24 protein-coding genes and 5 tRNA genes are annotated in these 25,449 nt (G+C 63.6%); 16 read left to right on the top strand and 13 right to left on the bottom strand.

Annotated elements, in window-relative coordinates; all coding sequences use genetic code 11:
• Positions 1-44: 44 nt before the first annotated feature.
• The 8 genes from ACY3GB_RS23330 to ACY3GB_RS23295 all read right to left on the bottom strand — a co-directional run bounded on the left by ACY3GB_RS23330 (position 45) and on the right by ACY3GB_RS23295 (position 9,154).
• Entirely contained in the window at positions 45-638 is a 594-nt protein-coding gene (locus ACY3GB_RS23330; RefSeq protein ID WP_231150719.1) for a type 4 pilus major pilin, read from the bottom strand.
• Positions 639-708: 70 nt separating this feature from the next.
• A complete protein-coding gene (locus ACY3GB_RS23325; protein ID WP_463090838.1) occupies positions 709-1,809 on the bottom strand; it encodes a type II secretion system F family protein in 1,101 nt (366 codons plus the stop codon).
• Complete coding sequence (locus ACY3GB_RS23320; protein ID WP_463090837.1) at positions 1,803-3,587, bottom strand: hypothetical protein; 1,785 nt, start codon at positions 3,585-3,587, stop codon at positions 1,803-1,805. The genes ACY3GB_RS23325 and ACY3GB_RS23320 overlap by 7 nt, the downstream gene beginning before the upstream one ends.
• Positions 3,588-3,601: 14 nt before the next feature.
• Positions 3,602-5,338 (bottom strand): GspE/PulE family protein, encoded by a 1,737-nt coding sequence (locus ACY3GB_RS23315; protein ID WP_463090836.1) that lies wholly within the window; start codon positions 5,336-5,338, stop codon positions 3,602-3,604.
• 26 nt (positions 5,339-5,364) lie between these two features.
• Positions 5,365-5,769, bottom strand: a complete 405-nt coding sequence (locus ACY3GB_RS23310; protein WP_463090835.1) for a hypothetical protein — start codon at positions 5,767-5,769, stop codon at positions 5,365-5,367.
• A gap of 1 nt (position 5,770) precedes the next feature.
• Entirely contained in the window at positions 5,771-7,048 is a 1,278-nt protein-coding gene (pilO2, locus tag ACY3GB_RS23305) for a type 4b pilus protein PilO2 (protein WP_463090834.1), read from the bottom strand.
• A gap of 1 nt (position 7,049) precedes the next feature.
• A complete protein-coding gene (gene pilN, locus ACY3GB_RS23300) occupies positions 7,050-8,690 on the bottom strand; it encodes a PilN family type IVB pilus formation outer membrane protein (RefSeq protein WP_463090833.1) in 1,641 nt (546 codons plus the stop codon).
• A gap of 11 nt (positions 8,691-8,701) precedes the next feature.
• On the bottom strand, positions 8,702-9,154 hold the full coding sequence (locus tag ACY3GB_RS23295; RefSeq protein WP_463090832.1) for a toxin co-regulated pilus biosynthesis Q family protein: 453 nt from the start codon (positions 9,152-9,154) through the stop codon (positions 8,702-8,704).
• A 187-nt stretch (positions 9,155-9,341) separates the two neighbouring features.
• Here ACY3GB_RS23295 and ACY3GB_RS23290 point away from each other — a divergent pair, with 187 nt between their 5' ends.
• The 3 genes from ACY3GB_RS23290 (at position 9,342) to ACY3GB_RS23280 (ending at position 12,089) form a co-directional block, all read left to right on the top strand.
• Positions 9,342-10,061, top strand: coding sequence for a DotD/TraH family lipoprotein (locus ACY3GB_RS23290; RefSeq protein ID WP_463090831.1), 720 nt, complete (start codon positions 9,342-9,344; stop codon positions 10,059-10,061).
• Positions 10,062-10,132: 71 nt separating this feature from the next.
• Positions 10,133-10,660 carry a lytic transglycosylase domain-containing protein gene (locus ACY3GB_RS23285; protein WP_463090830.1) on the top strand — a complete coding sequence of 176 codons (528 nt, stop codon included), beginning with the start codon at positions 10,133-10,135 and terminating at the stop codon, positions 10,658-10,660.
• 151 nt (positions 10,661-10,811) lie between these two features.
• A complete protein-coding gene (locus ACY3GB_RS23280; protein WP_463090829.1) occupies positions 10,812-12,089 on the top strand; it encodes an O-acetylhomoserine aminocarboxypropyltransferase/cysteine synthase family protein in 1,278 nt (425 codons plus the stop codon).
• 64 nt (positions 12,090-12,153) lie between these two features.
• Here the strand turns inward: ACY3GB_RS23280 and ACY3GB_RS23275 are convergent, their stop codons facing one another.
• Entirely contained in the window at positions 12,154-13,056 is a 903-nt protein-coding gene (locus ACY3GB_RS23275) for a L,D-transpeptidase (protein ID WP_463090828.1), read from the bottom strand.
• 139 nt (positions 13,057-13,195) lie between these two features.
• Between ACY3GB_RS23275 and rlmD the strand changes: the two genes are divergently transcribed.
• From rlmD to ACY3GB_RS23250, 5 genes are all read left to right on the top strand, one after another.
• Entirely contained in the window at positions 13,196-14,740 is a 1,545-nt protein-coding gene (rlmD, locus tag ACY3GB_RS23270) for a 23S rRNA (uracil(1939)-C(5))-methyltransferase RlmD (protein WP_463090827.1), read from the top strand.
• 267 nt (positions 14,741-15,007) lie between these two features.
• Positions 15,008-16,198, top strand: a complete 1,191-nt coding sequence (locus tag ACY3GB_RS23265; protein ID WP_463090826.1) for a NupC/NupG family nucleoside CNT transporter — start codon at positions 15,008-15,010, stop codon at positions 16,196-16,198.
• Positions 16,199-16,298: 100 nt separating this feature from the next.
• Entirely contained in the window at positions 16,299-16,928 is a 630-nt protein-coding gene (locus ACY3GB_RS23260) for a YecA/YgfB family protein (RefSeq protein ID WP_463090825.1), read from the top strand.
• A gap of 112 nt (positions 16,929-17,040) precedes the next feature.
• Positions 17,041-17,868 carry an undecaprenyl-diphosphate phosphatase gene (locus tag ACY3GB_RS23255; RefSeq protein ID WP_463090824.1) on the top strand — a complete coding sequence of 276 codons (828 nt, stop codon included), beginning with the start codon at positions 17,041-17,043 and terminating at the stop codon, positions 17,866-17,868.
• 153 nt (positions 17,869-18,021) lie between these two features.
• On the top strand, positions 18,022-18,492 hold the full coding sequence (locus tag ACY3GB_RS23250) for an NUDIX hydrolase (protein WP_011135479.1): 471 nt from the start codon (positions 18,022-18,024) through the stop codon (positions 18,490-18,492).
• 67 nt (positions 18,493-18,559) lie between these two features.
• Here ACY3GB_RS23250 and ACY3GB_RS23245 read toward each other — a convergent pair whose 3' ends face one another.
• The 3 genes from ACY3GB_RS23245 to folD form a co-directional block, all read right to left on the bottom strand.
• Entirely contained in the window at positions 18,560-19,150 is a 591-nt protein-coding gene (locus ACY3GB_RS23245; protein ID WP_115618364.1) for a hypothetical protein, read from the bottom strand.
• 7 nt (positions 19,151-19,157) lie between these two features.
• Positions 19,158-20,021 (bottom strand): formyltetrahydrofolate deformylase, encoded by an 864-nt coding sequence (gene purU, locus ACY3GB_RS23240; protein ID WP_021475696.1) that lies wholly within the window; start codon positions 20,019-20,021, stop codon positions 19,158-19,160.
• Positions 20,022-20,199: 178 nt separating this feature from the next.
• Entirely contained in the window at positions 20,200-21,051 is an 852-nt protein-coding gene (gene folD, locus ACY3GB_RS23235; protein WP_463090823.1) for a bifunctional methylenetetrahydrofolate dehydrogenase/methenyltetrahydrofolate cyclohydrolase FolD, read from the bottom strand.
• A 224-nt stretch (positions 21,052-21,275) separates the two neighbouring features.
• Between folD and ACY3GB_RS23230 the strand changes: the two genes are divergently transcribed.
• From ACY3GB_RS23230 to ACY3GB_RS23205, 6 genes are all read left to right on the top strand, one after another.
• A tRNA-Pro gene (locus ACY3GB_RS23230) sits at positions 21,276-21,352 on the top strand.
• An 18-nt stretch (positions 21,353-21,370) separates the two neighbouring features.
• Positions 21,371-21,447: transfer RNA gene (locus tag ACY3GB_RS23225), tRNA-Arg, on the top strand.
• 29 nt (positions 21,448-21,476) lie between these two features.
• A tRNA-His gene (locus ACY3GB_RS23220) sits at positions 21,477-21,552 on the top strand.
• A 45-nt stretch (positions 21,553-21,597) separates the two neighbouring features.
• A tRNA-His gene (locus tag ACY3GB_RS23215) sits at positions 21,598-21,673 on the top strand.
• A 26-nt stretch (positions 21,674-21,699) separates the two neighbouring features.
• Positions 21,700-21,775: transfer RNA gene (locus ACY3GB_RS23210), tRNA-His, on the top strand.
• 166 nt (positions 21,776-21,941) lie between these two features.
• Positions 21,942-22,616 carry a GntR family transcriptional regulator gene (locus ACY3GB_RS23205; RefSeq protein WP_021475694.1) on the top strand — a complete coding sequence of 225 codons (675 nt, stop codon included), beginning with the start codon at positions 21,942-21,944 and terminating at the stop codon, positions 22,614-22,616.
• Here the strand turns inward: ACY3GB_RS23205 and ACY3GB_RS23200 are convergent.
• Entirely contained in the window at positions 22,610-23,509 is a 900-nt protein-coding gene (locus ACY3GB_RS23200; RefSeq protein ID WP_463090822.1) for a LysR family transcriptional regulator, read from the bottom strand. The genes ACY3GB_RS23205 and ACY3GB_RS23200 overlap by 7 nt on opposite strands.
• Before the next feature lie 100 nt (positions 23,510-23,609).
• On the opposite strand from ACY3GB_RS23200, the gene ACY3GB_RS23195 reads away from it, so the two are divergent.
• Both ACY3GB_RS23195 and ACY3GB_RS23190 read left to right on the top strand, forming a co-directional pair.
• Positions 23,610-24,452 carry a pirin family protein gene (locus tag ACY3GB_RS23195; protein WP_463090821.1) on the top strand — a complete coding sequence of 281 codons (843 nt, stop codon included), beginning with the start codon at positions 23,610-23,612 and terminating at the stop codon, positions 24,450-24,452.
• Positions 24,453-24,547: 95 nt separating this feature from the next.
• The gene (locus ACY3GB_RS23190) at positions 24,548-25,408 is read left to right on the top strand and encodes a pirin family protein (RefSeq protein ID WP_463090820.1); all 861 of its coding nucleotides are present in this window, start codon (positions 24,548-24,550) and stop codon (positions 25,406-25,408) included.
• Positions 25,409-25,449: the final 41 nt, after the last annotated feature.

Genomic DNA, 25,449 nt, shown 5'->3' with positions numbered 1-25,449 from the left:
GGATACTCTCGCTGCCGCCCCGCCCGTGGACGGGGCATGCCCTGTCACTTGGTGAACTTGAAGTTGATCGTTACGGTTTGCCCATCCCCCCCTCCCTGGCACAACTTGCCCAGTTTGAGGACATCCAAGGCTTGGCCCTTGGTCATGTCTTTCACCGCGTCCGTACCTATCGTGATCTTGGTGAACAAGGCCTGAACGTTCGGTATCAGCTTGGCGCAGGCATCGCTGGAATAGCCGGCCGAGGTGATTTCAATGCCGTCCTTGTTGTCGTTGGTGCCAAACAAGTTGACGGGGCTCCAGTCCACCGTGCCGCCAAACCGGTTCAGGATGGTTTTTCCATCACTGCCGATGCGATCCGGAGGGGACAGCTTGAGGTTGATGGCGGCGCTAGTATCCAGCCCCGAACTATTAGCGCCGCTGCCGAACACGCGCAGGGCGTTCGAAACCGCTTGCTGGATGTCCGAGGTTTCCGAGTTGACCTTGATGTTGGTCATCACGGTCGGCACCACCAAGAAACCGACAGCCAAAATGAAGGCGATGATGCCGACGGCGACGGATAGCTGGATCAGGTCGATTCCGGCTTGATGTTTAAGCGCCCCGCTTCTGGCAATCAGTTTTCTTTCCGATGGATTCTTCACGATTCTCTCCAAATTATGATTAATAAAATATCGTTTATAACGAACAATTTATTTTTGTCGCCGAATAAAATCACCCCCCGCTGGTCATTTGTTGAATCTGATTGCTCGCCTCCAGCGCAGTCATCATCATCCCGGCGATCGTCAGCAGGATGAAGCCGCCCACCATCACCACCAGGATGTTGCGAATGATGGCCGAGCGCTCCTCGATCATGGTCGAGATGTCTTCAATGGTGCCCAGGCCGATCTTGCGGATGCCATCCTCGAAGTTGCTGCGCTCGGCGTACTCGGATATCCGGTCAAAAATCTCTTCGGAAAACAAACCAGTATCCATCGCCTTCAGAATGCTGCGGTTAGCCGTCAGCGATACGCGGATGCGCGCCAGATGCCAGCGCATCCAAGGCGTGGCGGCCTGCTCCAGCAACAGCACCGCGTCGAACACCGCGGTATTGGCTTGCGCCAACGCCGCCAGGGACACCAGGAATTCGCTGGCCTTCAGATCGCGATACAGCGAATAAGGCAGATAGCGGTCAAGCCGGCTGCGCAAAGGGCTGGCCCAGCGCGGCAATGACCAGAAATAGGCGCAGGTCAGCACCGTCGGCAAGCCGTAGATCAGAAACCAGAAATCCCGGATCGCCGCCGACAGGTAGTACAACACCTTGCCTACCAGCGGAAACCGCTCCGCCGGCATGATCTGCTCCATGATGGGCATCATTCCGACGGCCACCCCCAACTGAACGGCCGTCATCAGCAGCAGCAGGAAAATCGGCAGCGCCACCGCCAGCTTGATCGCCCTGGCGTTCTTCTCGCGGATCTTCACCACCTTGGACAGAAAACGCAGCGCCCCCGGCAAGTCGCCGCGTTCCCCCGAGCCGATCACCATCAGGTCATCCGCGGGAATAGTGCCCTCCCAGGCGCCGCGCAGATTCATCGACGCCGCCCGTTGCCGCCAATGGGCGAACAGCGGCGCCATCGCATTGCCGCGCTCGCGCGCCAACGCGTGCTTCTGGGAAAACAATTCATAGGGGTTGGCGCCATCCTCGATCGAATCGGCCAAATCGCCGTAAAACTTGGCGCGCAGCTTCAGAAACTTTCTCTTGGCTCTGGCCAGGCTGGCATGATTCGCATCGCCGGCGGCGGCAAGCCCGAACAGCCTCTTCAGCGGCCTCAGCATCCCACGCTCCCCGCGGCGAGGTAATCCACGCGACCGGACATGATCGCCTGCAGCAATTGCGCGCTGATGCGCAGATCGGGCCGCAGCCCCTTATCCGCCAGCTCCGCCGGCATGCCGGCCAATTCTCGCTGCAACAGCCTGCCGTCCCACACCTCGCTGAACCATGCCTCGCCGGCATAGCCATTGCCGCAGCAAGGCGTATTGGCGTTTCGCGTCCGGATATTGCCAAAATCCACGCTGCGGAAATTGCTCACCCGCTCAGCCAGCGCCAGCGCCGCCTGTTCCGCGCCGACCGGCTCGCAGCACAGCGGGCATAGAGTGGGAACGCGAATGGCATGAATGCCCAGCGTCAGCCGGCCCCTGGCCCAGTCATGCTGCTCAGCCAGCAAGGCCATCAGCACCGACTCCGCCGTGGCGTTCTTTCCGGGATAAACCGCCAGCACCGGCGAATAACCAGCGCGCAGTTGACTCGGGGAGGGATCGATCAACACCGTCGGCAGGCCCGCGGCCGGCGTCTCCGCCACCCTCACCCCCTGCCTCCAGAGCTCGGCCATCAACGCCGCCGCCGCCGCCCGAGCCATCTCTCCGGCGACGAACACGATCGCCCCCGTCCGGCGCAGCTCCGCAACCAGCCGGGCGATCGCGCCGCGATCCTCCAGCCCAAATGCCGACAAGGCAGCCGGCTTGTTGCGCCCCCCACCCTCGCGGCGGCATTCCGCCGCCCATACGCCAGGGTCGCCCAACTCCGGCACGTTGCCCCACATCTCCAGAAAACGCGCGGCCGGACCGGGTTCCAGCACGGCCACCGCCTCCATCCCGAAGACAGTCTCCAATAAAAACAATCGCTTGCCATCGGCCATCGGCGCGGCATAGGCGCGCGTCGCGTCGGCGATATCCGCGGCGTACGCGATGTCCGGCTCGGCCACGATCTCTTCCCACAGAAAGCGGCGCGCGGCCCAGCGATACGCATAGGAGGCCAGCAGCAACACCCGGCAAGATTGCCCCGCCGCATCGAGCTCGGCATGGATCTCCGTCACGCGGCGCACCGCGTCGTCTCTCGCGCCATCCACCACGATCAGCGCCCGCGCGCCCATGGCCGCCCCTTTCAGATAGAAATAACCGTCGCGGCCCAGTTGATCGCTGCGCCGGGTCGCCTGCGGCAACTCGCTGCGGGCGCTCAGCGGAATTTTCGCCAGCTCGTCAAAAGACTGGCCGCAGACTTCCACCGGCCAATGCGCGGCCGCCTGCGCCGCATGGCAATCGTCATTCACCAGTCCCAGCGCATCCAGATTCTGAAAAATTTGCCGCGCATCCCGGCCCAGCAAGCCGCGCTCCACCGTCCGCCGCGCCCATAAAGGCACCGGCAGATCCTGGCGGCCTTCCTTGGGAGACGCCGGCGCGCCGGGCGGGCTCGCCAATTGCACCAGCGGATCGCGATATCCCATATCAAAGACTTCGGCCGACCCTGCGCTCTCGCCGCGCACCTCCAGCGCCAGGCGATGCAGCAAGGCCCTCCGTTCTTCGCTCAGTCCGTTGGCGCGCTTGACCGAGGGCGGCGTCGCCGGCAGCGGCGTCAATAGCTGCCGCTCATCGTCCTGCGCTTCCTCCGCCGCCTCGCGCGTACGCCAAGCCGCCTCGGAAACCGCAGGCTCAGGCTCAGCGCCCCAAGCCGCCGCCGAAGCCTTGACCGCCGCGAGACCCGACGCGGCCTCCCCTGCCGCGCGGCCATGACGAAACCTGCCCAGCAAGCCTTTGAAAACATCCTCACCATTGCTCATATTCGTTCCTTCCATCAATCAACCAGGCTCAAGGGACGATATTTCTTGAGCTTGCGGAATGCCGATTCCACATCGCGCGGATCCAGCAGCCCCCGGGACATTTTGTAAATGGCATGCTCCATCGCTGTCTTCCCCAGCATCACGCCATCGTAAAGCTTGCCGTTGCTCTTGGAGCGCCAGTACCTTTCCGCCTCCCAAAAGCGGCCGTCGCGGATCATCGGCAGCATTTCCTCGGTCACTTCGCACACCTCCGCCACCACGGTCTGCCCGGCGGTGCCCAAATGGCGGCATTGCGGGCAGCCCGCCCCCTCCACCCGCACTTCGCCGATGTCTATGCCCAGCGAGGCGATCACCATCAGATACTCATCGTCCAGCACGTCTGTGGCCATCAGGCTGCAGGCGGGGCACAGCACCGGCACCAGCTTCTGGTAAACCAGCGCGGTCAGGAAATCCGGCGCCGCCAGCGCGTGGATGGGAATGCCGATCTCCTCGTCGGACAGCCGGGGAATCACGCCAAAGCCGCTTGAAGCGTGCACGGTGGACAACACCTGATGGCCGGTCTGGGTCATCGCCTTGGCGAAAGAGCCGGTTTCGGCGTCGCGGATCTCGCCGCTCATCACCTTGTCGGGATCGCCGCGCAACAACACCTTGGCGGCGGCGCCGAACGCCGTCTCGCTGCCATCTTTCCTGGCGTCCTCGGCTTTGCGCTGGATCGGTATCTGCGTGACGTGCGGCTGGATGTATTCGACCGGGTCCTCGATCGAAAAGAACTTCTTGCCCGAGCTTCGCTCGTAAGTCATCAGCGTTCTCAGCGTGGTGGTCTTGCCCGAGCCGGTTTCGCCGGCGATGATGGTCAGGCCCGGCGAGCGGTAGACCGCATCCTCCAGCACCTCCACCTGGTCCGCCGAATAACCCAGTTCCAGCAGCGTGAGAATGTCTTTCTCCACCGCCTCGTTCAGCAGAATCCGCAGAATGACGTCGACGCCGCGGTTCTCCTTCACGCTCTGAAAGCGCAGCTGGTAATTGCGTCCATGGACGCTCAGATTGATCGAGCAGCTCTGATGCTTGTTCTCGTCGAAGTGGTTATGGCTGCGGCTGCTGGAGTCCGCGCGCGAGTTGTACGCTGTCGACACCGCGTCCATCATGGCGTTGAAGTCCCGCAGCAGCCGGTCCTTGGGATCGCTGTCCCTCAGCTTGCCGTGGATGCGATAGCGCACCAGGACCTGGGCGCCTTCGCGAAATTCGAAGTGGATGTCGGTCGCCCTCAGGTCTATCGCCTTTTCGATCACCATGTCGAAATTGCGATAACCGCCGGTCTTGGCGTCGCCATTGCGTTGGCCAGCGTCCCCGCCGTGCTGTTGCAGCTGGGAGTGCATCAACAGGATTTCCTCCATCCCGCCGACAAACACCCCGTAGCAACTGAGCCTGGCCCGCGCGCGAACGCCCGCGTCGAACCGTTGCAGCAGATCGCTCTGCTGCAGCTGGCGATAGCCAGCCTCTTCCAACAACAGGATGTACTGCCTGGCCTTGGCCGAAACCAGCACCAGCGCGCTGTTTTCATAGCCGGACAAGACCAGTTCGCCCTCCTGGCGCCAGCCGTGATGCCGGATGGCCTCCGACCTCAGCGTCGAGATTCGCCGAACCGGCAGCGCCGGCGCGGCGGACTGCGCGCGCGTGGCCGGTTCCGCGCGCCGCGAGGATGCCGGCTCGGCGCCTGGACGCCCTCCCACTTCAGCAAGCCATTTCCACATGAGGAACCTCCCCCGCTTCCGCGCGTTTACCGCCGCTCGGATGTCGCGGCCCCGGCATCCATCAGCAACCGTGTCCGTCTTCCGCCGCGGGCGACATCGACATAGTCGTCTCCCACCGCCAGCACTTTCCAGGTCAGCAGCTTGTCTCCTTCCCTGACCATCTTGCCGTATTTTCCGTCCACCAACAGATAGGCCTTGCGCACCGCGCCATTGCCCTGGATGAACATCACATCGAAGGTTTGCGCCGCGCCGCTCCGGCCCGGCAATGGCGCGGCCGGGACCGCAGCGCCGGGCATCGGCAGCGGCGGCATCGTTCCCGCCGACGGCATCGCCGCGGCCGGCGCCGCCATGCGCGCGAGAGAGCTTTTGGCGAATGTATCGATCGTCTCGGCCACCGCGAATGGCGGCAGAACCAACAGCAATGCAAGCAATTTATTGAACATAAAACGTACCTTTTGCCGAGAATTGCGGGCTCTCGTCGCTCAGCGTCACCGCTATCTCATCGATGGCCATATTCCCGGAACGCTCCATCAGTCCCGCCACGGAATCCAGGAATGCGAGATGGCCCTGCATTGTCCAAGCGCCCTTGGCCACCTGGGGCGCAGCCTTTTCCTTCTCTGTCAGCCCTGCGGGAAGGGGCACCAGGGGCTCGGCCTTGTCCAGCGTCACCTGCAATGCCTTATCCCCGGCTTTACCGGACTTGCCGTAATCTTCCAGCGCCTGCATCCTCACGCCGGTCTTGAGATAAAACTGCGTGATCGGCACCGGCGTCACCTTGTCGGCGATGGCAGTGAACGCCACGCTTTCCAACGCCGCGTTCATGCCCTGAAACTGGACCCGAGGCCGCTGCGCCAACAAGGTGGCGAAACTCCCGCCTTCGCCGCGCTGCCAGAGCGCGTCGCAGGCCGCAGCCTTGCATGACAGCCGCGCCATCTTCCAGCCGCCGGTTTCCCTCGGCAGCTGCAAAATGGCGGCCTGCATGGTTCGGGCATACCCCGTGCCGCGGCTCAACGATGGAGACTGCAACGCCGCCTGCGTCTGCGCGCGATACTCCGCCCCCTGGTCCGGCCGCGCAGTTGCGATGGCGGCGAGCTTGGTCTGCAGCTCTTGCTCTCGTCCGTGCATCCACCACTTCACGCCGCCGCCCACACAGGCAAGCGCCACCGCCAGCAGCGCGGCCACAACCATCCGGCTGGGAGGCAGTGGACGCAGGCGATAGGCGGCCATCGCCTCCCGGCTCAGCGAACCGGCGACCTCCTCCAGCCTGAGCGGTCGGGTCGTCTCCAATTGGCCATCGGCGATGTCGCCAAGAATCGTGACCCCGGTTCCCACTTCCTGAATGAACTGCCGCGCAGCCTCCGTCGCATCTTCTCTGGCGACCAGCCGGTCCTCAACCGGCTTGCCGTCATGGATACCGATCAGGATCACCCTGTCCGCGTCATCCGGATCGCTGTGCAGAAACAGGATGTTCTGGTCGTCAGAGCTCTCCCGCAGCAAGCCGGCCAGGGCGAAGAACTCGGACTTCCGCCTCCGGCCTGGCAAGGAAGCCAGGCCAACCACCTGGGAGCCGAGGAGATTGCGCAGCACCAAGTACTGCCTGGCCCCTCTTCTGGCGGCAAGCTCCCGCACCTCGTCGGATTCCTTGCTCAAGCCAAGCAAAGCTTCCCACTGCATTCCGACCACCAGATTGCCGAGCAGCACTCTGGCCATGTCACACGCCCTCGGTCAGCTGGGGGGAAATCACGACGATGGTTTCCTCATCGTCTTGCGAAGCGGACTTGGTGCCGCCCTGGTAAGCGATGACGCCATTGCGGCTGGTTTTATTCTGAGCCTGGCGGAAACCGCTCAGGATCAAGGTCTGCCCGGACTTCAGCGAAGCCCGCTGCATGGTTTGCACAGAGGTGGTGATCGGCGTCTGAATCGAGTTGTCGCCAGACGAGACCTTGTCCAGTTTCTGAAGCTGGGACAAATCGATCTGGATCTGCAGCATCACGCTGCTGTTGTCCAGCAAGGTGGGCAGCAGATTCATCACGAAACCGGTCGTGACCAAGCCGGGCTCCAAGCCAACGCTGGGCGCCGAGCCGCTCACCCCCGGCGTGGAGGTGATCCGCGCCAGGTATCCCTGATTGCTGGTCACCGCCACCGGCGCCGGCTGATTATTCAAGGTGACCACATTGGTGTTCACCACGGTGCTGACCCGGCCCTGCTGGCTGAGCGCTTGCAGCAGAATCCGCGAGCCGTTGAATTGGCCGGAATTCATCGTGACGCCGAACACGCCGCCGTTCGCCTCAGCATCTCCCGCCATCTTGAAGGTGCTGCCCCAGCCGCTTTGCGCCGCCCGGTAAACCAATTGCCAGTCGATGCCGGCGGAGGATTTCTCCGTCAAATGCACGGAGAACACCTGAACCGACAAGCTGACCTGGCGTCCCAGCACCGCGTTCTCGCTGTCCACGTAGCGGCGCACCCGCTCGACCACGTCCGCCGAATCGGTGACGGTGATGGAACTGGTCATCTCCGAAGGCATAGCCTTGCCCAACGGCGACAGCATGCTGTTGACCGTGTCGCTCAGCCTGTCCCAGTACCTCATCTCGGAACTCATGCTGACCGAGGAGTCGGAGCCGAAACTCAAAGCGGAGCTGCCGCTGGCGCCGCTTGAGGACCCGCCCGTGGTACTTTGCGAGCTTTTGCCCACTTTCGCCGAATAGCTGGAAGCGCCCGGCATGGTCTTGATCTGGAACGTCCGGGTAATCAGGCGCGAGAATTCCACCGCGCCATTACGGTAGCTCCAATTGGTGCCGGTCCTGTTCGCCACCGCGTCCAATAGCCCATGCAGGGTGCCAACGTAATTGATCTGAGCGCGCGGCTCCCCCTCCGTTATCGATATCGCGGCCGCCGGCCCGGCCAAGGGATAGGCGCCCGCGCCCATGCCATATGGCAGCGGAGTCGAAGCGGGCTGCGCCGCCGGATTGAGGGGCGACTGGCCGCCGGCTGCCGACTTAGCCAGAGAAACGCTGAAGATATCCCTGGCCAGCCGTATCGCAATGCCTTGCTCCCTGGCGATCTGCTCCGTCACCAACGACAAGGGCAGCGCCCTGCCGGAAGAAAAGCTCGCCGCCTGATCGAACCGCGCCGGCAACGCATCCGCCTCATCCAGCACCACCGACCGCTGGGCGAACCATGCGCCGCCATCCCTTTCCACCAGCGCCGACGACGGGTACGCCAACTTGGCCTCCGCGCTGCGCAGCGCATTTTGCGTGTCCGCGACCCTGTCATCGGTGCTGCGCAACAGCCCTGGCGTGCCGCAGCCGGCAAGCAGGCACAGCCCGCCAACCGCGATCGCAAATTTTTTCATCGCAAGCTTCCTCATCGTGTCGCGTGAATCACCCGAATGACCTTGTTGGCCTCATAAATCTTGATGCGCACCGGCGAGTCGGTGTTCTGCAAGGACTTGGCCACCTGCTCCATCACCTCGAGAAAGGTCCCGCTGAAGGTTGCGGGGTAGTCGATTGGGAAGTCCCGCTCCAGCTCCCAGGCCAACACCCAGCCATTCGCCTTGGCGAAATCGCGCAAGGCGGCGGAAACCCGCCCCTTCCCCGGGATCAGCCTGAGCGTGTCGCGCCCGGCTCCAGGCTCTGCCGCCCGCGCCGCCGGAACCGGATCGTTCGCCAGCGCCTCCGCGAAGGTCGCGCTGCCGCCATAGAGGCTATTCGGTTTCTTCTCGATCTTTCCCGAGCCATCGCCCAGGTAGAGAAAACCCGCCTGCGCATTCGCAATCAGCGCCAGGCTGGATGCAGCCATCACCACGTTCCACTTCATAACGCCGCCTATAAATTTACTTTAATACATACTATATCAAACAACTTAATAGACAAGCCAAGCGCAAGAATCGGACTCCGCCCCGCAGGGATACCAACAAAGCCTTGGCAGGAAAATATCCGCAGCACTATAGCATAGTAATTTTTTGTTTGATATAGTTAGTATTCAACCAAATAAAAATCAAGACATGGACGCTACCAAGACATTAATGGCCATCGCCACCGCCCTAGCCATGGCAGGCTGCGCGCTGCCCGCCGCCAAATCTCCGGGAAACGGCGCCGAGCTGAACATGCTGGACAAGGCACTGGAAGGCGCCTCCCTCACTCCGCCGGCGCCGAACCGGACGGCAGCCGACGCAAACGACGGCAACAGCGCGCAGACGGGTAAAACCCGCCTGTCGCGCAAGCCGGACGACAACTTGAACCGGCTCTACTCCGCCGACTACAGCGGGCCACCCAGCGGCATTCTTCAAGACATTGCCGATACGGTTGGCTGGCGCTTCGAACAGCGCGGCACCCCCGACGCCAACGCCGTCGTTCGCGTCAGAAGCGCGTCTCAGCCTGCCATGGCGGTTTTGCGCTCGATCGGCGAGCAATTTCCCTATGCGCTGGTTGTCGATGAGCGAGCCCAAAGCATCATGCTGGACTACACCAGGCTGATCATCGATCCCCAAGGCGCCAGTAAGCCACAGACCCAGAAATACTCGATGGATGGGGGCATTTTTTCCAGCCGCCGCTTTGCCGCGCGCATCGCGGATGGCTACAAGCGAAAAGGATTCGACTGCCAGATCAAAACCATCGGCCGCAAGTTTCAGATCCAGCTAGGACCATTCATCGACGACGGCAGCGGCGAACGCAGAGTACGCGATGTCCTGGGGCCGCTCAAACGGATCAGCCAGACCGCCTGAGCGCCCTGCACGGGTGCCACCGATGAAAACAGGAGATTGGGCAATGCCTGGCCAACCATGGGCGCAACGCAATGAAATCGATTTCAAAAACGCAATCGCCGCCTCGCCGGCTTCGACTCTGCTGGCTGCCGCCGCTGGTCGCGGCGCTGCTCGCGCAGCCCGCGCTGGCTGATAACCCCTCCGAACACTTCAACGTCCAACGCACCGCCAATTGCGCGCTGGACGCCTCGCGCCGCTTCAGCGTGCCCTACCTGCTGCTGATGGCGCTGAAAGTCAAGGAGTCCGGGGTCCAGTTCAGCAACCCCTACATCACCGGCCGCAACCGCAACGGCAGCAGCGACATCAGCTACTGGCAGATCAACGACAACTGGCTGCCCAAGCTGGCGCGCTACGATATCGACCGCGCCCGGCTATATGATCCCTGCGTCAATGTCCAGGTCGCCGCCTGGCTGCTCTCCTCCGAAGTGAGGCGCAGCGGCAGCTGGGAAGCCGGCATCGGCGCCTATCACAGCCCCACTCCGAGCAAGGCCCAGCCATACGCCGCCCACGTCTTGAAAATCTGGGCGGAGCTGCGGCGCAGCCATCCTGGGTGGAACTAGGCAAAGCAAGACTGATCGACAATGGATTAAATAGATTCAAAAGTTATATCCAGCATCATCGATATCTCCTTGTGGCAAGCGCGCGGCGGCATTAAGGTAAGCAATCATGACAAGCGCCTGCAGCCACCCGCCCACTCAACCGGAGCCCACGATGAAACTGGAAACCCTCGCCGTCCATGCCGGCTACAGCCCCGACCCGACCACCAAGGCGGTGGCGGTGCCGCTGTACCAGACCACCAGCTACGCCTTCGACAGCACCCAGCATGGCGCCGACCTGTTCGACCTCAAGGTGCAGGGCAATATCTACACCCGCATCACGAACCCCACCACCGACGTGCTGGAAAAGCGGATCGCGGCGCTGGAGGGGGGCATAGGCGCGCTGGCGGTGGCGTCCGGCATGGCTGCGGTCAGCTATTCGATCCAGACCATCGCCGAATCCGGCGACAACATCATCGCCACCCGCACCCTGTACGGCGGCACCTACAACCTGTTCGCCCACACCTTCCCGCAGCTGGGCATCGAGGTCCGATTCGTCGATTACAAGGACCCGGCCGCGATCGCCGCGCTGGTGGACGATCGCACCAAGGCGGTGTTCTGCGAATCGATAGGCAATCCGCTGGGCAATGTGGTGGACTTCGCCGCCTTCGCCGACGAGGCGCATCGCCACGGCCTGCCGCTGATCGTCGACAACACCGTGCCCTCGCCCTATCTGTGCCGTCCGTTCGAACACGGCGCCGACATCGTGGTCCACAGCCTGACCAAATACCTGGGCGGCCACGGCAACAGCATAGGCGGCGCCATCGTCGATTCCGGCAAGTTTCCATGGGGACAACACAAGGCGCGCTTCAAACGGCTGAACGAGCCGGACGTCAGCTATCACGGCGTCAACTACGTGGAAGCGCTGGGCGAGGCCGCCTACATCGCCCGCGCCCGCGTGGTGCCGCTGCGGAACATGGGCGCGGCGCTGTCGCCGTTCAACGCCTTCCTGATCCTGCAGGGCATAGAAACGCTGGCGCTGCGGATGGACCGCATCTGCGACAACGCATTGAAAGCGGCCAGTTTCCTGAAGGAAAGCGCGGCGGTGGAATGGGTGGAGTACGCCGGCCTGCCGAACCACCCCAGCAAGCCGCTGGCCGACCGCTATCTGGGCGGCCGCGCCTCGGGCATCCTGTCCTTCGGCATCAAGGGCGGCGCGGCGGCCGGCGGCCGTTTCATCGACGCGCTGCAGCTGGTGACGCGGCTGGTGAATATCGGCGACGCCAAGTCGCTGGCCTGCCACCCGGCCACCACCACCCACCGCCAGCTGTCGCCGGAGGAACAGCTGCAGGCCGGCGTGCGGCCGGAGCTGGTGCGGCTGTCGATCGGCATCGAGCACATCGACGACATCCTGGCCGATATCGGCCAGGCGCTGAAAGCCGCGGCGCAGTAAGCGCGCCGCCAAACGCATCCGGGCCGCGATCGCGGCCCGGATGCATTGACTCAAACCAGCGGACTCAACCCGCCTTGGCCGCAGGACGGACGCGCTGGCCGGCCCTGGCCGACGGCGGCCCCGGCTGGCGCTCGTTCTGCGGCTGGCTGGCCGCCGGCGCGGCAGGCGCGGACGGAACCGGCGGATTCATTTTCGACAGCCAGGGCAAGGCGCTCAGGTTGCCGTTGATGTCGGTTTTGGCGCTCTTGCAGCTCAGGCAGACCGGCTTGCCGTCGCGCTGCTTCAACGCGTTGTCCACCCGCTGGCCGAACAGGGCCTGCTGGTGCTGGCGCTGCCAGGCCAGCAGCGTGTCCGCCAGGTACGGCAGCGAGGGATCGCTCTGTCGGTAGTGGTTGCGGTAGACGGTCAGCCACAGCTGGCCGGCCTCGTCCTCGCTCAAGATGATGGTCTGGTAGGCGACGGTGACCGCGTCGCCGCGGCTGACGGTGCCGGCCAGCTCCAGCGCGTCGTTGTTGCGCAGCCGGACACAGCCGTGACTGCGGAAGCCCGGCACCGAGCCCGGCGCGTTGGTGCCGTGGAAACCCAGGCCCAGGCTGTTCTCGCCGAAGCGCACGAAGACCGGGCCCAGCGGATTGTTGGGGCCCGGCGGCACCACGGTCTGCACCTCCTTGCCGTTGCGCCGCATCTCTTCCTGGATGGACTTGGGCACGTGCCAGCTGGGCGCGCGGTAGATGCCGGTGATGTCGAAGCTGCCGGTCGGCGTCTGGGTCAGCATCTTGCCGACCGCCACCGGGAAAATCCGCGCCAGCTTGCCATCCTGATAGAGGAATAGCCGCGCCTGCGGCAGATTCAGCACCAAGTGGCGGCCTATGGGATTGACCGCGACATCCGGCGCGGGCATCACCGCCGCCTGTACGGGAACAGCCAGCCACCATCCCAGCGCCAGCACCGACAACCGCTTCAACATACCGCACCTTCTGTAACCATGATTCACGCTGCTGATTCTAACAGAAAGGCGGCGAATTCCGAGATCGTAAAAAAACCAGCAAGAATCGCCGGTTTTTGAGAAAATCCGCGTTTTACCGTTTGATTTTGCAAGCAAGACGATGACGCACGCACAGACTATTGCCCTGGTCGAATCGCTGGACCACGAAGGCCGGGGGGTCGCCCACGTTGACGGCAAGACCATCTTCATCGATGGCGCGCTGCCGTACGAAAAAGTTGTCTACAGCAGCTACCGCAAAAAGCCCAGCTACGAAAACGCCAACACCTCCGCGGTGCTGAAGGAAAGCTTCATGCGCGCCGAGCCGCGCTGCCCGCACTTCGGCGTCTGCGGCGGCTGCTCGATGCAGCACGTGGAGTTCACCGCCCAGGTGGCGATCAAGCAGCGCGTGCTGGAAGACAACCTGAAGCGCATCGGCAAGGTCAAGGCGGAACGCGTGCTCACTCCCATCGCCGGTCCGGCCTGGCACTACCGCCATCGAGCCCGCATGTCCGCCCGCATGGTGGCCAAGAAGGGCGGCGTGCTGGTGGGCTTCCATGAGAAAAGCTCCAGCTACATCGCCGAGATGCGCGAGTGCCACATCCTGCCCAAGCACATCTCCGACCTGATCATGCCGCTGCGCGCGATGATCGCCACGTTGTCCATCAGCCAGCGCATGCCGCAGGTGGAAGTGGCCGTCGGCGACAAGCTGGACATCCTGGTGTTCCGCAATATGGACGCCATCACCGACGCCGACTTCGCCATCCTCAAGGCGTTTTCCGACACGCACGGCGCCGCCGAGCGCCCGCTGCAGATCTGGCTGCAGCCCAAGGGCCCGGAGACCTGCTACCCGATCTACCCGCTGGACGCGCCCAAGCTGACCTACAGCATGCCGGAGTTCGCGGTGGAAATGCCCTATTACCCCACCGAGTTCACCCAGGTGAACCCGCAGATCAACGCGGTGATGGTGGCCCGCGCGCTGAAGTTCCTGGATCCGCAGCCGGGCGAGCGCATCGCCGACATGTTCTGCGGCATCGGCAACTTCACGCTGCCCATCGCCCGCTCCGGCGCGATCGTGCACGGCATGGAAGGCAGCCAGCCGCTGGTGAAGCGCGCGGTGGAGAACGCCACCCACAACGGCTTGCAGGACAAGGTGAGCTACGAGATGGCCAACCTGTTCGAGGTGACCGAGGAATCGTTCGCGGCCCTCGGCAAATTCGACAAGATGCTGGTGGACCCGCCCCGCGACGGCGCGGTGCAGCTGCTGAAGGCCATCACCGAGGACACCGCGCCCAAACGCATCGTCTACGTGTCCTGTAACCCGGCCACGCTGGCGCGCGACGCCGGCATCCTGGTCAATACCAAGGGTTACACGCTGAAGGCGGCCGGCATCATCAACATGTTCCCGCACACCGCCCACGTCGAGTCCGTGGCCTGGTTCGAAAAGACCAGCCCCTGCAAGACGCGCAAGGAAGTCGAGGAGATCGAGGCGATCGAAGCCGCCGAACGCGAGGCCGCCAAGGCGGCGCGCCTGGCGGAGGAAAACGCGGAGAAGGAGCGCAAGGCCGCCGAGCTGGCGGAGAAAGCCGCCGCCAAGGAAGCCCGCCGCGCGCATTATTTCGCCGAACAAGCCCGCCGCGAGGCGGAGGAAGCCCAATCGGGTCAGTAGACATGAAAAGCGGCCCGCCTCTGGCATTTGCCGGAGCGGGCCGCTTCTCTTTATCTAAAGACAGATTGTTTGATCTAAAGACAAGTATTATTCTCCGCTTCAGCGCATTGTGCTCACGCCGATGGCATTCGCTCCAAGCGCATGCCGCCCGGCGCGGCGCTGACCGCACTTTTATAAAAACCGGCGCAAGGCCCGCGGCATCAGGCGGGACCGGAACCATGCTCGATACCTGCCTAGGCAGGGGGAAACCCACAAAGCGACTTCATCATGCATATCGTCCAATTCATCATCGGCCTGATCGTGGTACTGGCCCTCACCCAGTTGGTCGCCCGCGACCGCAAGAACATCAAGATCCGCTCCGTGATCCAGTTGCTGGTCATCGAGATCGCCCTGGCGTTCTTCCTGCTCAACACGACGTATGGCCTCGCCATCGTCGGCAGCATTTCCGGCGTCTTCACCAAGCTGATGGACTTCGCCGGCGAAGGCACCAAGTTCGCTTTCGGCGGCATTCAGAACAAGGATGAATTCAGCTTCTTCCTGAACGTGCTGATGCCCATCGTGTTCATCTCGGTGCTGATCGGCATCCTGCAGCACATCCGCGTGCTGCCGGTGGTGATCCGCGCGATCGGCTTCGTGCTGTCCAAGATCAGCGGCATGGGCAAGATCGAGTCGTTCAACGCCATCAGCTCGATGATGGTCGGCCAGTCCGAAAACTTCATCGCCTACAAGAACATCATCCACACCTTCGACGAGAAGCGCATGTACACGCTGGCCGCCACCGCGATGTCCACCGTGTCGATGTCCATCGTCGGCTCCTACATGCAGATGATCGAGCCGCGCTTCGTGGTGACCGCGCTGGTGCTGAACCTGTTCAGCACCTTCGTGGTGCTGTCGCTGATCAACCCCTACGACAGCGCGCTGGGCGAGGACGAGCTGATCAGCAGCGACGCGCACCGCGTGTCCTTCTTCGAGATGCTGGGCGAGTACATCCTGACCGGCTTCAAGATCGCCGTGATCGTGGCCGCCATGCTGGTCGGCTTCATCGCGCTGATCGCCTGCGTGAACTTCATCTTCACCTCCATCTTCGGCATCAACTTCCAGACCATGCTGGGCTACGTGTTCTGGCCGTTCGCCTGGCTGATGGGCGTGCCGGCGCACGAGGCGCTGACCGCCAGCAGCATCATGGCCACCAAGCTGGTGACCAACGAGTTCGTCGCCATGCTGGAGCTGAAGAACCAGGCGGCGCACCTGTCCAGCTACACCCGCGGCGTGCTGTCCATCTTCCTGGTGTCCTTCGCCAACTTCAGCTCGATCGGCATCATCGCCGGCGCGGTGAAGGGCCTGGACGAAGAGCGCGGCAACATGGTGTCCCGCTTCGGCCTGAAGCTGGTCTACGGCTCCTCTTTGGTGAGCATCCTGTCGGCGCTGATCGCCGGCCTGGTGCTGGCTTCCTACTGAGCCCCGCCCGCTCCGTCAAACCGCCCGCCCCTGCGCGGGCGGTTTTGTTTTGCCCCGCCCTGCCGCATAATGGCCGCCTGACCTACTAGAAGAATCCGCCATGTCGCACAAGCCGCTCAGCGAGCAAGAATACCAACGCCTGTCCGCCACCCTCGCCCGCTTCGCCGGCCACGGCTGCATGAGCCTGGAGCGGCTGGACGGCTTCTTCGCCGCGCTGCTCGCCGGGCCGGAAGCCGTGCGCCCGGCCGAGTGCCTGCCGCTGATCCTGGGCGACGCTTTCGACGACGAATCGGCCTTCCCCAGCGAAAAAGCGCTGGAACAGTTCGTGGCGCTGCTGCGCGGACACTGGCAGGACATCGCCGAAGCGCTGAAGCAGGGAGAGTTCCAGCCGTGGCTGGACGCCGACGCCGCCGGCCAGACCCTCGGCAACGACTGGGCCGAAGGCTTCGCCGCCGGCATGGAGCTGCTGAACGACGACTGGGGCCTGCTGTTCGACTCGCCCGACAACGCGCCGCTGCTCGAGCCGATCATGATCCTGGGCTTCGAACGCCATCCCGACCCGGAAATGCGCCCCTTCCTCGACGCCATCGACGCCGAGACCCGCGCCGAGCTGTTGGCGTCGCTCTCCCCCTCCGTGCATGGCATCCATGATTTCTTCGCCGCCATCCGCCGCCAGCTGGAGCAGGAAGAACAGGAACTGGAACAGGCAGAGCCGCGCCGCCCGCGCTGAACGATACGGTAAACCGGACAGCTGGCTTGCGCGTTAAGAAACGGTCATTCTTCCAAAGCGGGCGCGGCGAATCCGCCGCCCGTTTCTTCCGCGTCCTATCCAAGGGGGAGCCATGAACGCGACCGAAGCCTTGCTGTTTGCCGTGATCCAGGGCATCAGCGAATTATTTCCCGTCAGCAGCCTGGGTCACGGCGTGCTGATACCCGACTGGCTGCACTGGTCGATCAACCGCACCCATCCCGACTTCCTGCCCTTCATGGTGATGCTCCATCTGGGCACCGCCGCCGCGCTGCTGATCTACTTCCGCCGCGACTGGCTGGACCTGGTCGGCGGCTGGCTGAAAGCCGGCGGCCGCGCCAGCAATCCGCACGCGCGCCTGATGTGGCTGGTGATCGCCGGCACCATACCGGCCGGCCTGCTGGGCCTGCTGCTGGAGAAGCAGCTGCGCGCGCTGTTCACCAGCGCCACCGCCGTGCTGGTTTTCCTGGCGCTGAACGGCCTGATGCTGCTGTGGGGCGACCGCCTGAAAAAGAAGACCGCCTCGCACGAGCTGTCCGAGCTGACCTTCGCCGGCGCGATCAAGATAGGCGCCGGCCAGGCGCTGGCGCTGCTGCCGGGCTTTTCCCGCTCCGGCGCCACGCTGGTGGCCGGCCTGGCCCACGGCCTGGATTACGCCTCCTCCGCCCGCTTTTCCTTCTTGCTGGCCACGCCCATCATCACCGCGGCGGGCATCCTGGAAATTCCCAAGCTGGCGCACCACAGCGGCTCCGCGCAATGGGGGCTGCTGCTCGCCTGCGGCGCCGTTTCGGGACTGTGCGCCTATGCCAGCACCTGGTTTCTGATGCGCTACTTCAAGAAAACCGAAATCGAGTCGCTGCGTCCCTTCGGCTTTTACTGCCTGCTGGTCGGCCTTGTCGGTTTACTGGTCAAACTTGTATGAATGCGCTGGACTTGGCCATGCCTTGATATAAAATGGCATGTGACCAGTAATTCTACTTATTGAAATACAGATGGCGCCGCCAAACGGCGCTATCTGTGTTTGGAATGCTGGCTCGAGGCGTCAGACCTCATCAAATAATGACATTTTGGAAGAATGAACGTATTGGAAGACCGTAAGAACGAACGCCTGCCCAGCGACCTGGCCAGGCGCGCCACCGCCATCATCGAGATGCCGGACGGCGTGCTGGTCACCGCCAGCCGCGGCGGCCGCTACAACCTCCCAGGCGGCAAGGCCAATCGCGGCGAACTGCGCTCCCAGGCGCTGATTCGCGAGATCCGCGAGGAAACCGGCCTGCGCATCAACTCCATGTTGTACCTGTTCGACCACATCACCCCGTTCAACGCCCACAAGGTCTACCTGTGCATCGCCCAGGGACAGCCGAAGCCGCAGAACGAGATCGAGCGCATCGCGCTGGTGTCGTCGCCGGATACCGATATGGATTTGTTCGTCGAAGGCCGGGCCATCCTGCGCCGCTACGCCAGGCTGCGCAACGAGGAAACCGCCAAAGGAGAGGCGCTGCGCGCATTGCTGGGCCTGGCCCGCTACATCGCCAAGGTGGACTGAGGGCTCAAACCCTCAAAACAAAAAGGACACGCGTGCGCGTGTCCTTTTTTCTTGCCCGCGATGCGGTTTATTTTTTCACCGCCGACGCGGCATCGCTGGCGGCGCCCTGCTGCCGCATCATCTCCACCATCTCCTGGGGAAGCTCCACCCAGCCCGCAGTCTTGGCGAAAGACAGCGTGGCCGCCAGCAACAGCAGCGACAAGGGCGCGAACAGCACCACGCCGGCCAGAGTGCGCATCACAGACACCTGCGCCACCTTGGACAGCGCGTTGACCAGCACCACCAGTCCAAGCAGCGACAACAGGATGTCGATCACCTTGGCGGCATCTCCCGGCAGCCAGCTGGTCAGCGGCTCCACGAATTGCAGGCCGCTGGCCACCACCACCAGGCCGAACAGCGAACCGCTGACTTCGCCCTTGCCCCAGCGCAGCCAGACGCCCATGAAGCGGGCGAACAGCAGGGTCTGCAGCCAGGTGAACAGCACCATGAAGCCGATGCGGCCGGCGATATTGCCGCCCAGCTCGGCGGTATCGCCGCTGGAGACCGCGCCCATCAGCGTCAGCAGCAGCGCCGGCTGCCACCAGGCGTACTGGTAGGCGGCCAGCGGCTTGACCCGCAGGCGCAGCAAATCAAGCACATCGTCGATCAACAGGCGCATGGCATCCTCAGTCGAAAACCACGGTCTTGTTGCTGTACGACAGCACGCGGTTGTCCAGATGCCAGCGCACGGCGCGGGACAGCACCACTTTTTCCAGATCGCGGCCCTTCTCCACCAGATCCTCCACCGTGTCGCGATGCGAGATGCGGGTGACTTCCTGCTCGATGATCGGACCCTCGTCCAGATCCTCGGTCACGTAGTGGCTGGTGGCGCCGATCAGCTTCACGCCGCGCGCGAAAGCGCGGTGGTAGGGCTTGGCGCCGTCGAAGGCCGGCAGGAAGCTGTGGTGGATGTTGATCACGCGGTCCGGATAGCGCTCGACGAAGCCGCTGGACAGGATCTGCATGTAACGGGCCAGCACGATGAAATCGACGCCGGCCTCTTCCAGCAGGCGGAACTGCTCGGCCTCGGCCTCGGCCTTGTTGTCCTTGGTGACCTTGATCACATGGAAGGGAATGCCGTTGAATTCCACCAGGCGGCGGCAGGTTTCATGATTGGAGATCACCAGCGGGATGTCGCAATCCAGCTCGCCGATGCGCCAGCGGTGCATCAGGTCCACCAGGCAATGCTCGTACTGGGATACGAAGATGGCCATCCGCGGCTTGCGCGCGGACAGCGACACCTTCCAGTTCATGCCGTGCTCGTCGGCGATGGGCTGGAACGCGGCGGCGAAACTGTCCATCGGCAGCGTGAAGCCGTCCAGATCCCACTGCACCCGCATCAGGAACAGGTTTTCGCTGGTGTCCTGATGCTGGTCCGCATGCATGATGTTGGCGTTGTAGGTCATCAGGAAATTGGCGATGGCCGCTACCAGGCCCTTCTTGTCCGGCGCGCTGATCAACAGCGTCGCCGAGTGCTTGTCGTGACTCATGAAGCAAATCCGTAAATTAGTTTTACATGATACTAAAACAGCCGCGGACGGCTGTCTGCAAATTCGCGCGCGGCATGACGCGGTCAAGCCGCCGCCGCGGAAAACAAAATCGCCACAGCCCGGCGCGGCGGCGGCTGTGGCGAACTGGCTGGCGGCCGCCGCTCGGGCGGCATTCGGCTCAGGCGTTCAGATTGGCGGAATCCAGCGTATTCTGCAACAGCGTCGCCACCGTCATCGGCCCCACGCCGCCCGGCACCGGGGTGATGAAGCCGGCCCGCTCGCGCGCGACGTCGAATTCCACATCGCCGCACAGCTTGCCGGAGTCCAGCCGGTTGATGCCCACGTCGATCACCACCGCGCCCGGCTTGATCCACTCGCCCTTGACGAAGTTGGGGATGCCGACGCCGGCCACCAGAATGTCGGCGCCAGCCACTTCCTCCGCCAGATTCTGCGTCGCGCTGTGGCAGACGGTGACGGTGGCGCGCGCCAGCAGCATTTCCAGCGCCTGCGGACGGCCTACGATATTGGACGCGCCGACGATCACCGCCTTCTTGCCCTTGGGATCGATGCCGTACTCTTCCAGCAGCGTCATCACGCCGCGCGGCGTGCACGGCCGCAGCAGCGGCATCTTGATCGCCAGGCGGCCTACATTATACGGGTGAAAGCCGTCCACATCCTTTTTCGGATCGATGCGCTCGATCACCGCCTGCGGATCGATCTGCGCCGGCAGTGGCAATTGCACCAGGATGCCGTCCACGCCGGCGTCCGCATTCAGGCCATCGATGATTTCCAGCAATTGCTGCTGGCTGGTGGATGCCGGCAAATCATAGGCGACGGAACGGATGCCCGCCTTTTCGCAGGCCTTTTTCTTGCTGCCCACATAAACCGCGGAGGCCGGATTGTCGCCGACCAGGATCACCGCCAGCGCCGGCGCCCGCTTGCCCTGCCCCAGACGCTCTTCCACGCCCGCGCGCACCATGTCCAACAGTTTTTCCGCTACCGCCTTGCCATCGATCAATTGTGCCGACATGCCTGATTCCCATATTGGTGCAATGAATAACGGCCGCTATTCTCGCATTAATTGCGCAGTGCAGTAAGGGCGCTCGGCGGATTATTTTTCTTAAGATCAAGATAAATAAAGAAAAAACAAACACGCTATTCCAGCGCGGCGAAAACACCCCGGAAAGCCCCGAAAATATTTGCACAAAGCCGTTGACAGTCCCATGCCTCATCCGTATAGTTGCGGTCTCTGTTCGGGGCGTAGCGCAGCCTGGTAGCGCACCTGATTTGGGATCAGGGGGTCGCGAGTTCGAATCCCGCCGCCCCGACCAGACACAATGCCCGATAGAGCGCCCGTAGCTCAACCGGATAGAGCACCAGCCTTCTAAGCTGGGGGTTACAGGTTCGATTCCTGTCGGGCGCGCCAGCCGCTTAAGCGGCGGCAAACAAACAGTGGTGGATATAGCTCAGTTGGTAGAGTCCCGGATTGTGATTCCGGTTGTCGTGGGTTCGAGTCCCATTATCCACCCCACAATTTGCAAGATTGCGGCATCGCCGCGGTCGCACTGTTTCGACGGTGGATGTAGCTCAGTTGGTAGAGTCCCGGATTGTGATTCCGGTTGTCGTGGGTTCGAGTCCCATCATCCACCCCAAGGTTTCGACCATCGCGTCATCAGCGGTGGATGTAGCTCAGTTGGTAGAGTCCCGGATTGTGATTCCGGTTGTCGTGGGTTCGAGTCCCATCATCCACCCCAGAAACAGCAAAGCCCGACCTCGTGTCGGGCTTTATCTTTTCCCGCCTCCGCAATTATAGAATTGCGACAAAAATGTTCAGTTTTGCCGCTTGCCAGTACAGTGAAGCTCCGTATAATCGAATACATTTGCATGTATCCGATTGACTGACAGATAAGCCCATCCACCATGACCACCCTGCAGCCGATCAAGCGCCAGACGCTTACCAGCGCCGTCACCGAATCCCTTCGCCGACGCATCCTGTCCGGCGAGTTCGCCGACGGCCAACAACTGCGCCAAGAGGCGCTGTCCAATGAATACGGCGTCAGCCGGGTGCCGGTGCGGGAAGCGCTGCGGCAATTGGAGGCCGAAGGGCTGATCCAGATCATCGATCACAAGGGCGCGCTGGTGTCCAAGCTGTCGCTGGAAGACATCCTGGAGTTGCTGGAAGTGCGGGCGATGCTGGAGTGCTCGCTGCTGAAGGCCGCCATCCCCTGTCAAAGCTCGGCCGACCACGACGCCGCCCAGCAGACGCTGCGCGAGTTCGAAGTCGCCCTCAACAACAATGACGTGCGCCACTGGGGCGAGATCAACTCCCGCTTCCACCTCGCGCTGTACCGCGCCGCCAAGCGCCCGAACACGCTGGCGCTGATCGAGCAGCTACACAACAAGACCGACCGCTACACGCGGATGCAGATCCTGTTCACCCGCACCATGGAGCGCGCGCACGAAGAGCATACCCGGCTGCTGGAGCTATGCCGCCAGGGCAAGGCGGACGAGGCGGCGGAATTCCTGCGCTTCCACATCCTGTCCGCCGGCCACGCGCTGGAAAGCTATCTGAAGGGCCAGCAGGCCAATCACTGAGCGCAGCCGCTCCGCCAATCGGCGGCGGCCCGCCGCAACGCTTCGGCCAGATACAGGCAGGCGGGCCCGGCTGACGCAGGCTCGGCCAGCACCAGGTACAGCGAGGCCTTGCGCACCGCTCCGCTCTTCAGCGGCAGCAGCTTCAAGCTGCCGTCGGCCAACTGCCGCCGGATGCGGTGCCGCGCCAGCCAGGCGAACGCCAGGCCGGCCTCCACCATCGCGATGCCCGTCTCCGGCTGCGACACCGTCCAGCGCTGATGCGCGCCCAGCCAGCCTTCGTCCCGCGGCTGGCGAATGCCGGAATCGCGCAGCACCACCTGCACCTCGCCGCGCAGCCTTTCGCCATCCAGCTCCGCGCCCAGCGCGTGCAGGCGATGGCTAGGTGCCGCGCAGGCGATGAACTCCGCGTCCAGCAGCCAGTCGCCCAGAAAACCCTGGGGCACGCGCCCCGCCACCGCCAAGGCGGCATCGCCCTGGTACAAGGCGTCGTCGGCGCCCGACATCACCACCTCATGCAGCTGCAGCCGCGTCTCCCGGCAGTGCCCGGCGAAATCGCCGCAGGCGGCCAGCACCACCTCGGACGGCAACAGGCTGTCCAACGCCACCTTCAGCTCCGGCTCCCAGCCCCGGCGCAGGCTGCCCGCGCGGCGCTCCAGCCTGTCGGCGTGGCGCAGCAGCTCGGCGGCTTCGCGCAGCAACACTTCACCCTCGCCGGTTAGCCGCATCCGCCGCCCGTCCTGCCTCAACAAGGCCACATCCAGCTGCTCCTGCAGCCTGGCCACCGCGTAGCTGACCGACGATTGGCTGCGGTGCAGCTTCTCCGCGGCCTGGGCGAAACCGCCCTCTTCCACTATGGCCCGCAACACCTGCCACTGCTCCAGCGTCGTTTTCATGATTCATCATATTTTTAGATATGTATGCGTTGAATTTTGCGCTTTTTCATCTGATTTTTCACTGCAAGAATAAGGCAATGCATTCAGACCGGAGAGCAAAATGAGCAAGACCAGCCGTGAAGTGGAACACATCATCAATGGCCGCGAGGTATCGGACGGCGCCGGCGTGCGCCTGCTGCGGGTGCTTACCGCCGACCTGCAACGGCGGCTGGATCCCTTCCTGATGCTGGACGAGTTCCGCTCCGACAATCCAGACGACTACATCGCCGGCTTTCCCAGCCACCCGCACCGCGGCTTCGAAACCATCACCTACATGCTGGCGGGCCGCATGCGCCACCGCGACAACGCCGGCAACGAGGGCCTGCTCGGGCCCGGCGGCGTGCAATGGATGACCGCAGGACGCGGCATCGTCCATTCCGAATTGCCGGAACAGGAGAACGGCCTGATGCACGGCTTCCAGCTGTGGCTGAACCTGCCGGCGGATCGCAAGTTGTGCGAACCGTGGTATCGCGACATTCCCGCCGCCGAAATTCCATCGGTCCCGGCCGCCGGCGACGCGAGGCTGATAGCGGGCAACTGGCGCGGCCAGGCCGGCGCGGTGCAGCGCGACGCCACCGAACCGCTTTACCTGGACCTGCATCTTGATGCCGGCGGCGAAGACACGCTGGAAATCCCGGCCGGCCACAACGCCTTCCTCTATGTTTACCAGGGCGAGGTCGCCGTCGGCGCGCGGCAGCGCGGCGTCAAGGCCAGGCAGATGGCGGTGCTGGACAATCGCGCCGGCAACGACGGCGTCGTCGTGCGCGCCGCGGCCGACAGCCGCCTGCTGCTGATCGCCGGCAAACCCCTGGGCGAGCCCATCGCCCAGTGGGGACCGTTTGTGATGAATACGCGCGAACAAGTGGAAGAAGCCATCAGCGATTTCCGCGACGGACGCTTCTGATCCGCAACTCATTCCAGCGCCGCCGGCAAGCGCCCGCGCGCGGCGAACGCCGCGACACGGCATCAGGGCTTTGCCGGCTGCCAGGAGAAACCGCCATGTCATTGCTTACCCAGACCATATCCAGCCAGACCCGCGACATCGGCTTTCCGGTGCGCCGGCTGTTGCCCACCCGCCAGGCGCGCCGCGTCGGCCCCTTCGTGTTTCTCGATCACATGGGCCCGGCCCATTTCGCCGCCGAAGGCAGCGCCGGCGATGTGCGGCCCCACCCTCACATCGGCCTGGCCACCGTCACCTACCTGTTCTCCGGCGCGATGATGCATCGCGACAGCCTGGGCACGGTGCAGCGCATCGAGCCCGGCGCGGTCAATCTGATGACCGCCGGCAGCGGCATCACCCACTCCGAGCGGGTGCCGGCCGACATCCGCCGGCAAGGCGCGGCGGTGGAGGGCATGCAGTTGTGGCTGGCGCTGCCGGACGAACTGGAGGAATGCGAGCCGGCCTTCGCCCATTACCCGGCCGAGGACTTGCCGCGCTGGAACCAGGGCGGCGTGGAGCTGAACCTGTTGATGGGCGAAGGCTGGGGCCGCAGCGCGCCGGTCGCCTATCCGCTGCCGGTATTCTACGCCAGCGCCGTCATGCCGGCCGGCGCGAGGCTGGCGCTGCCGGAAGGCGTGGAAGAACTGGCCGCCTATGTCGCCTCCGGAGAGTTGGAGGTAGACGGCGCCGCGCTGGGCTCCAATCAGCTGGGCCTGCTGCGAACCGGCCAAGGCGGCGAACTGCTCGCGCTCAGCGACAGCCGGGTGATGCTGCTGGGCGGCACGCCGCCGGCCAGCCCGCGCTATCTGGACTGGAACTTCGTATCCAGCCGCCGCGAGCGGCTGGCCCAGGCGCGCGCGGATTGGATCGAGCAGCGTTTCCCGATGGTGCCGGGCGAGACCGAGTTCATTCCCCTGTAGTAACAGCCACTCCAAAACAAAACCCCCGCCAGTATTCTGAC

The organism is Chromobacterium sp. Ag138 (genome assembly GCF_055181315.1).
Note: the sequence above shows the minus strand (reverse complement) of the source record. Positions and strands in the feature narration are given on the sequence as shown.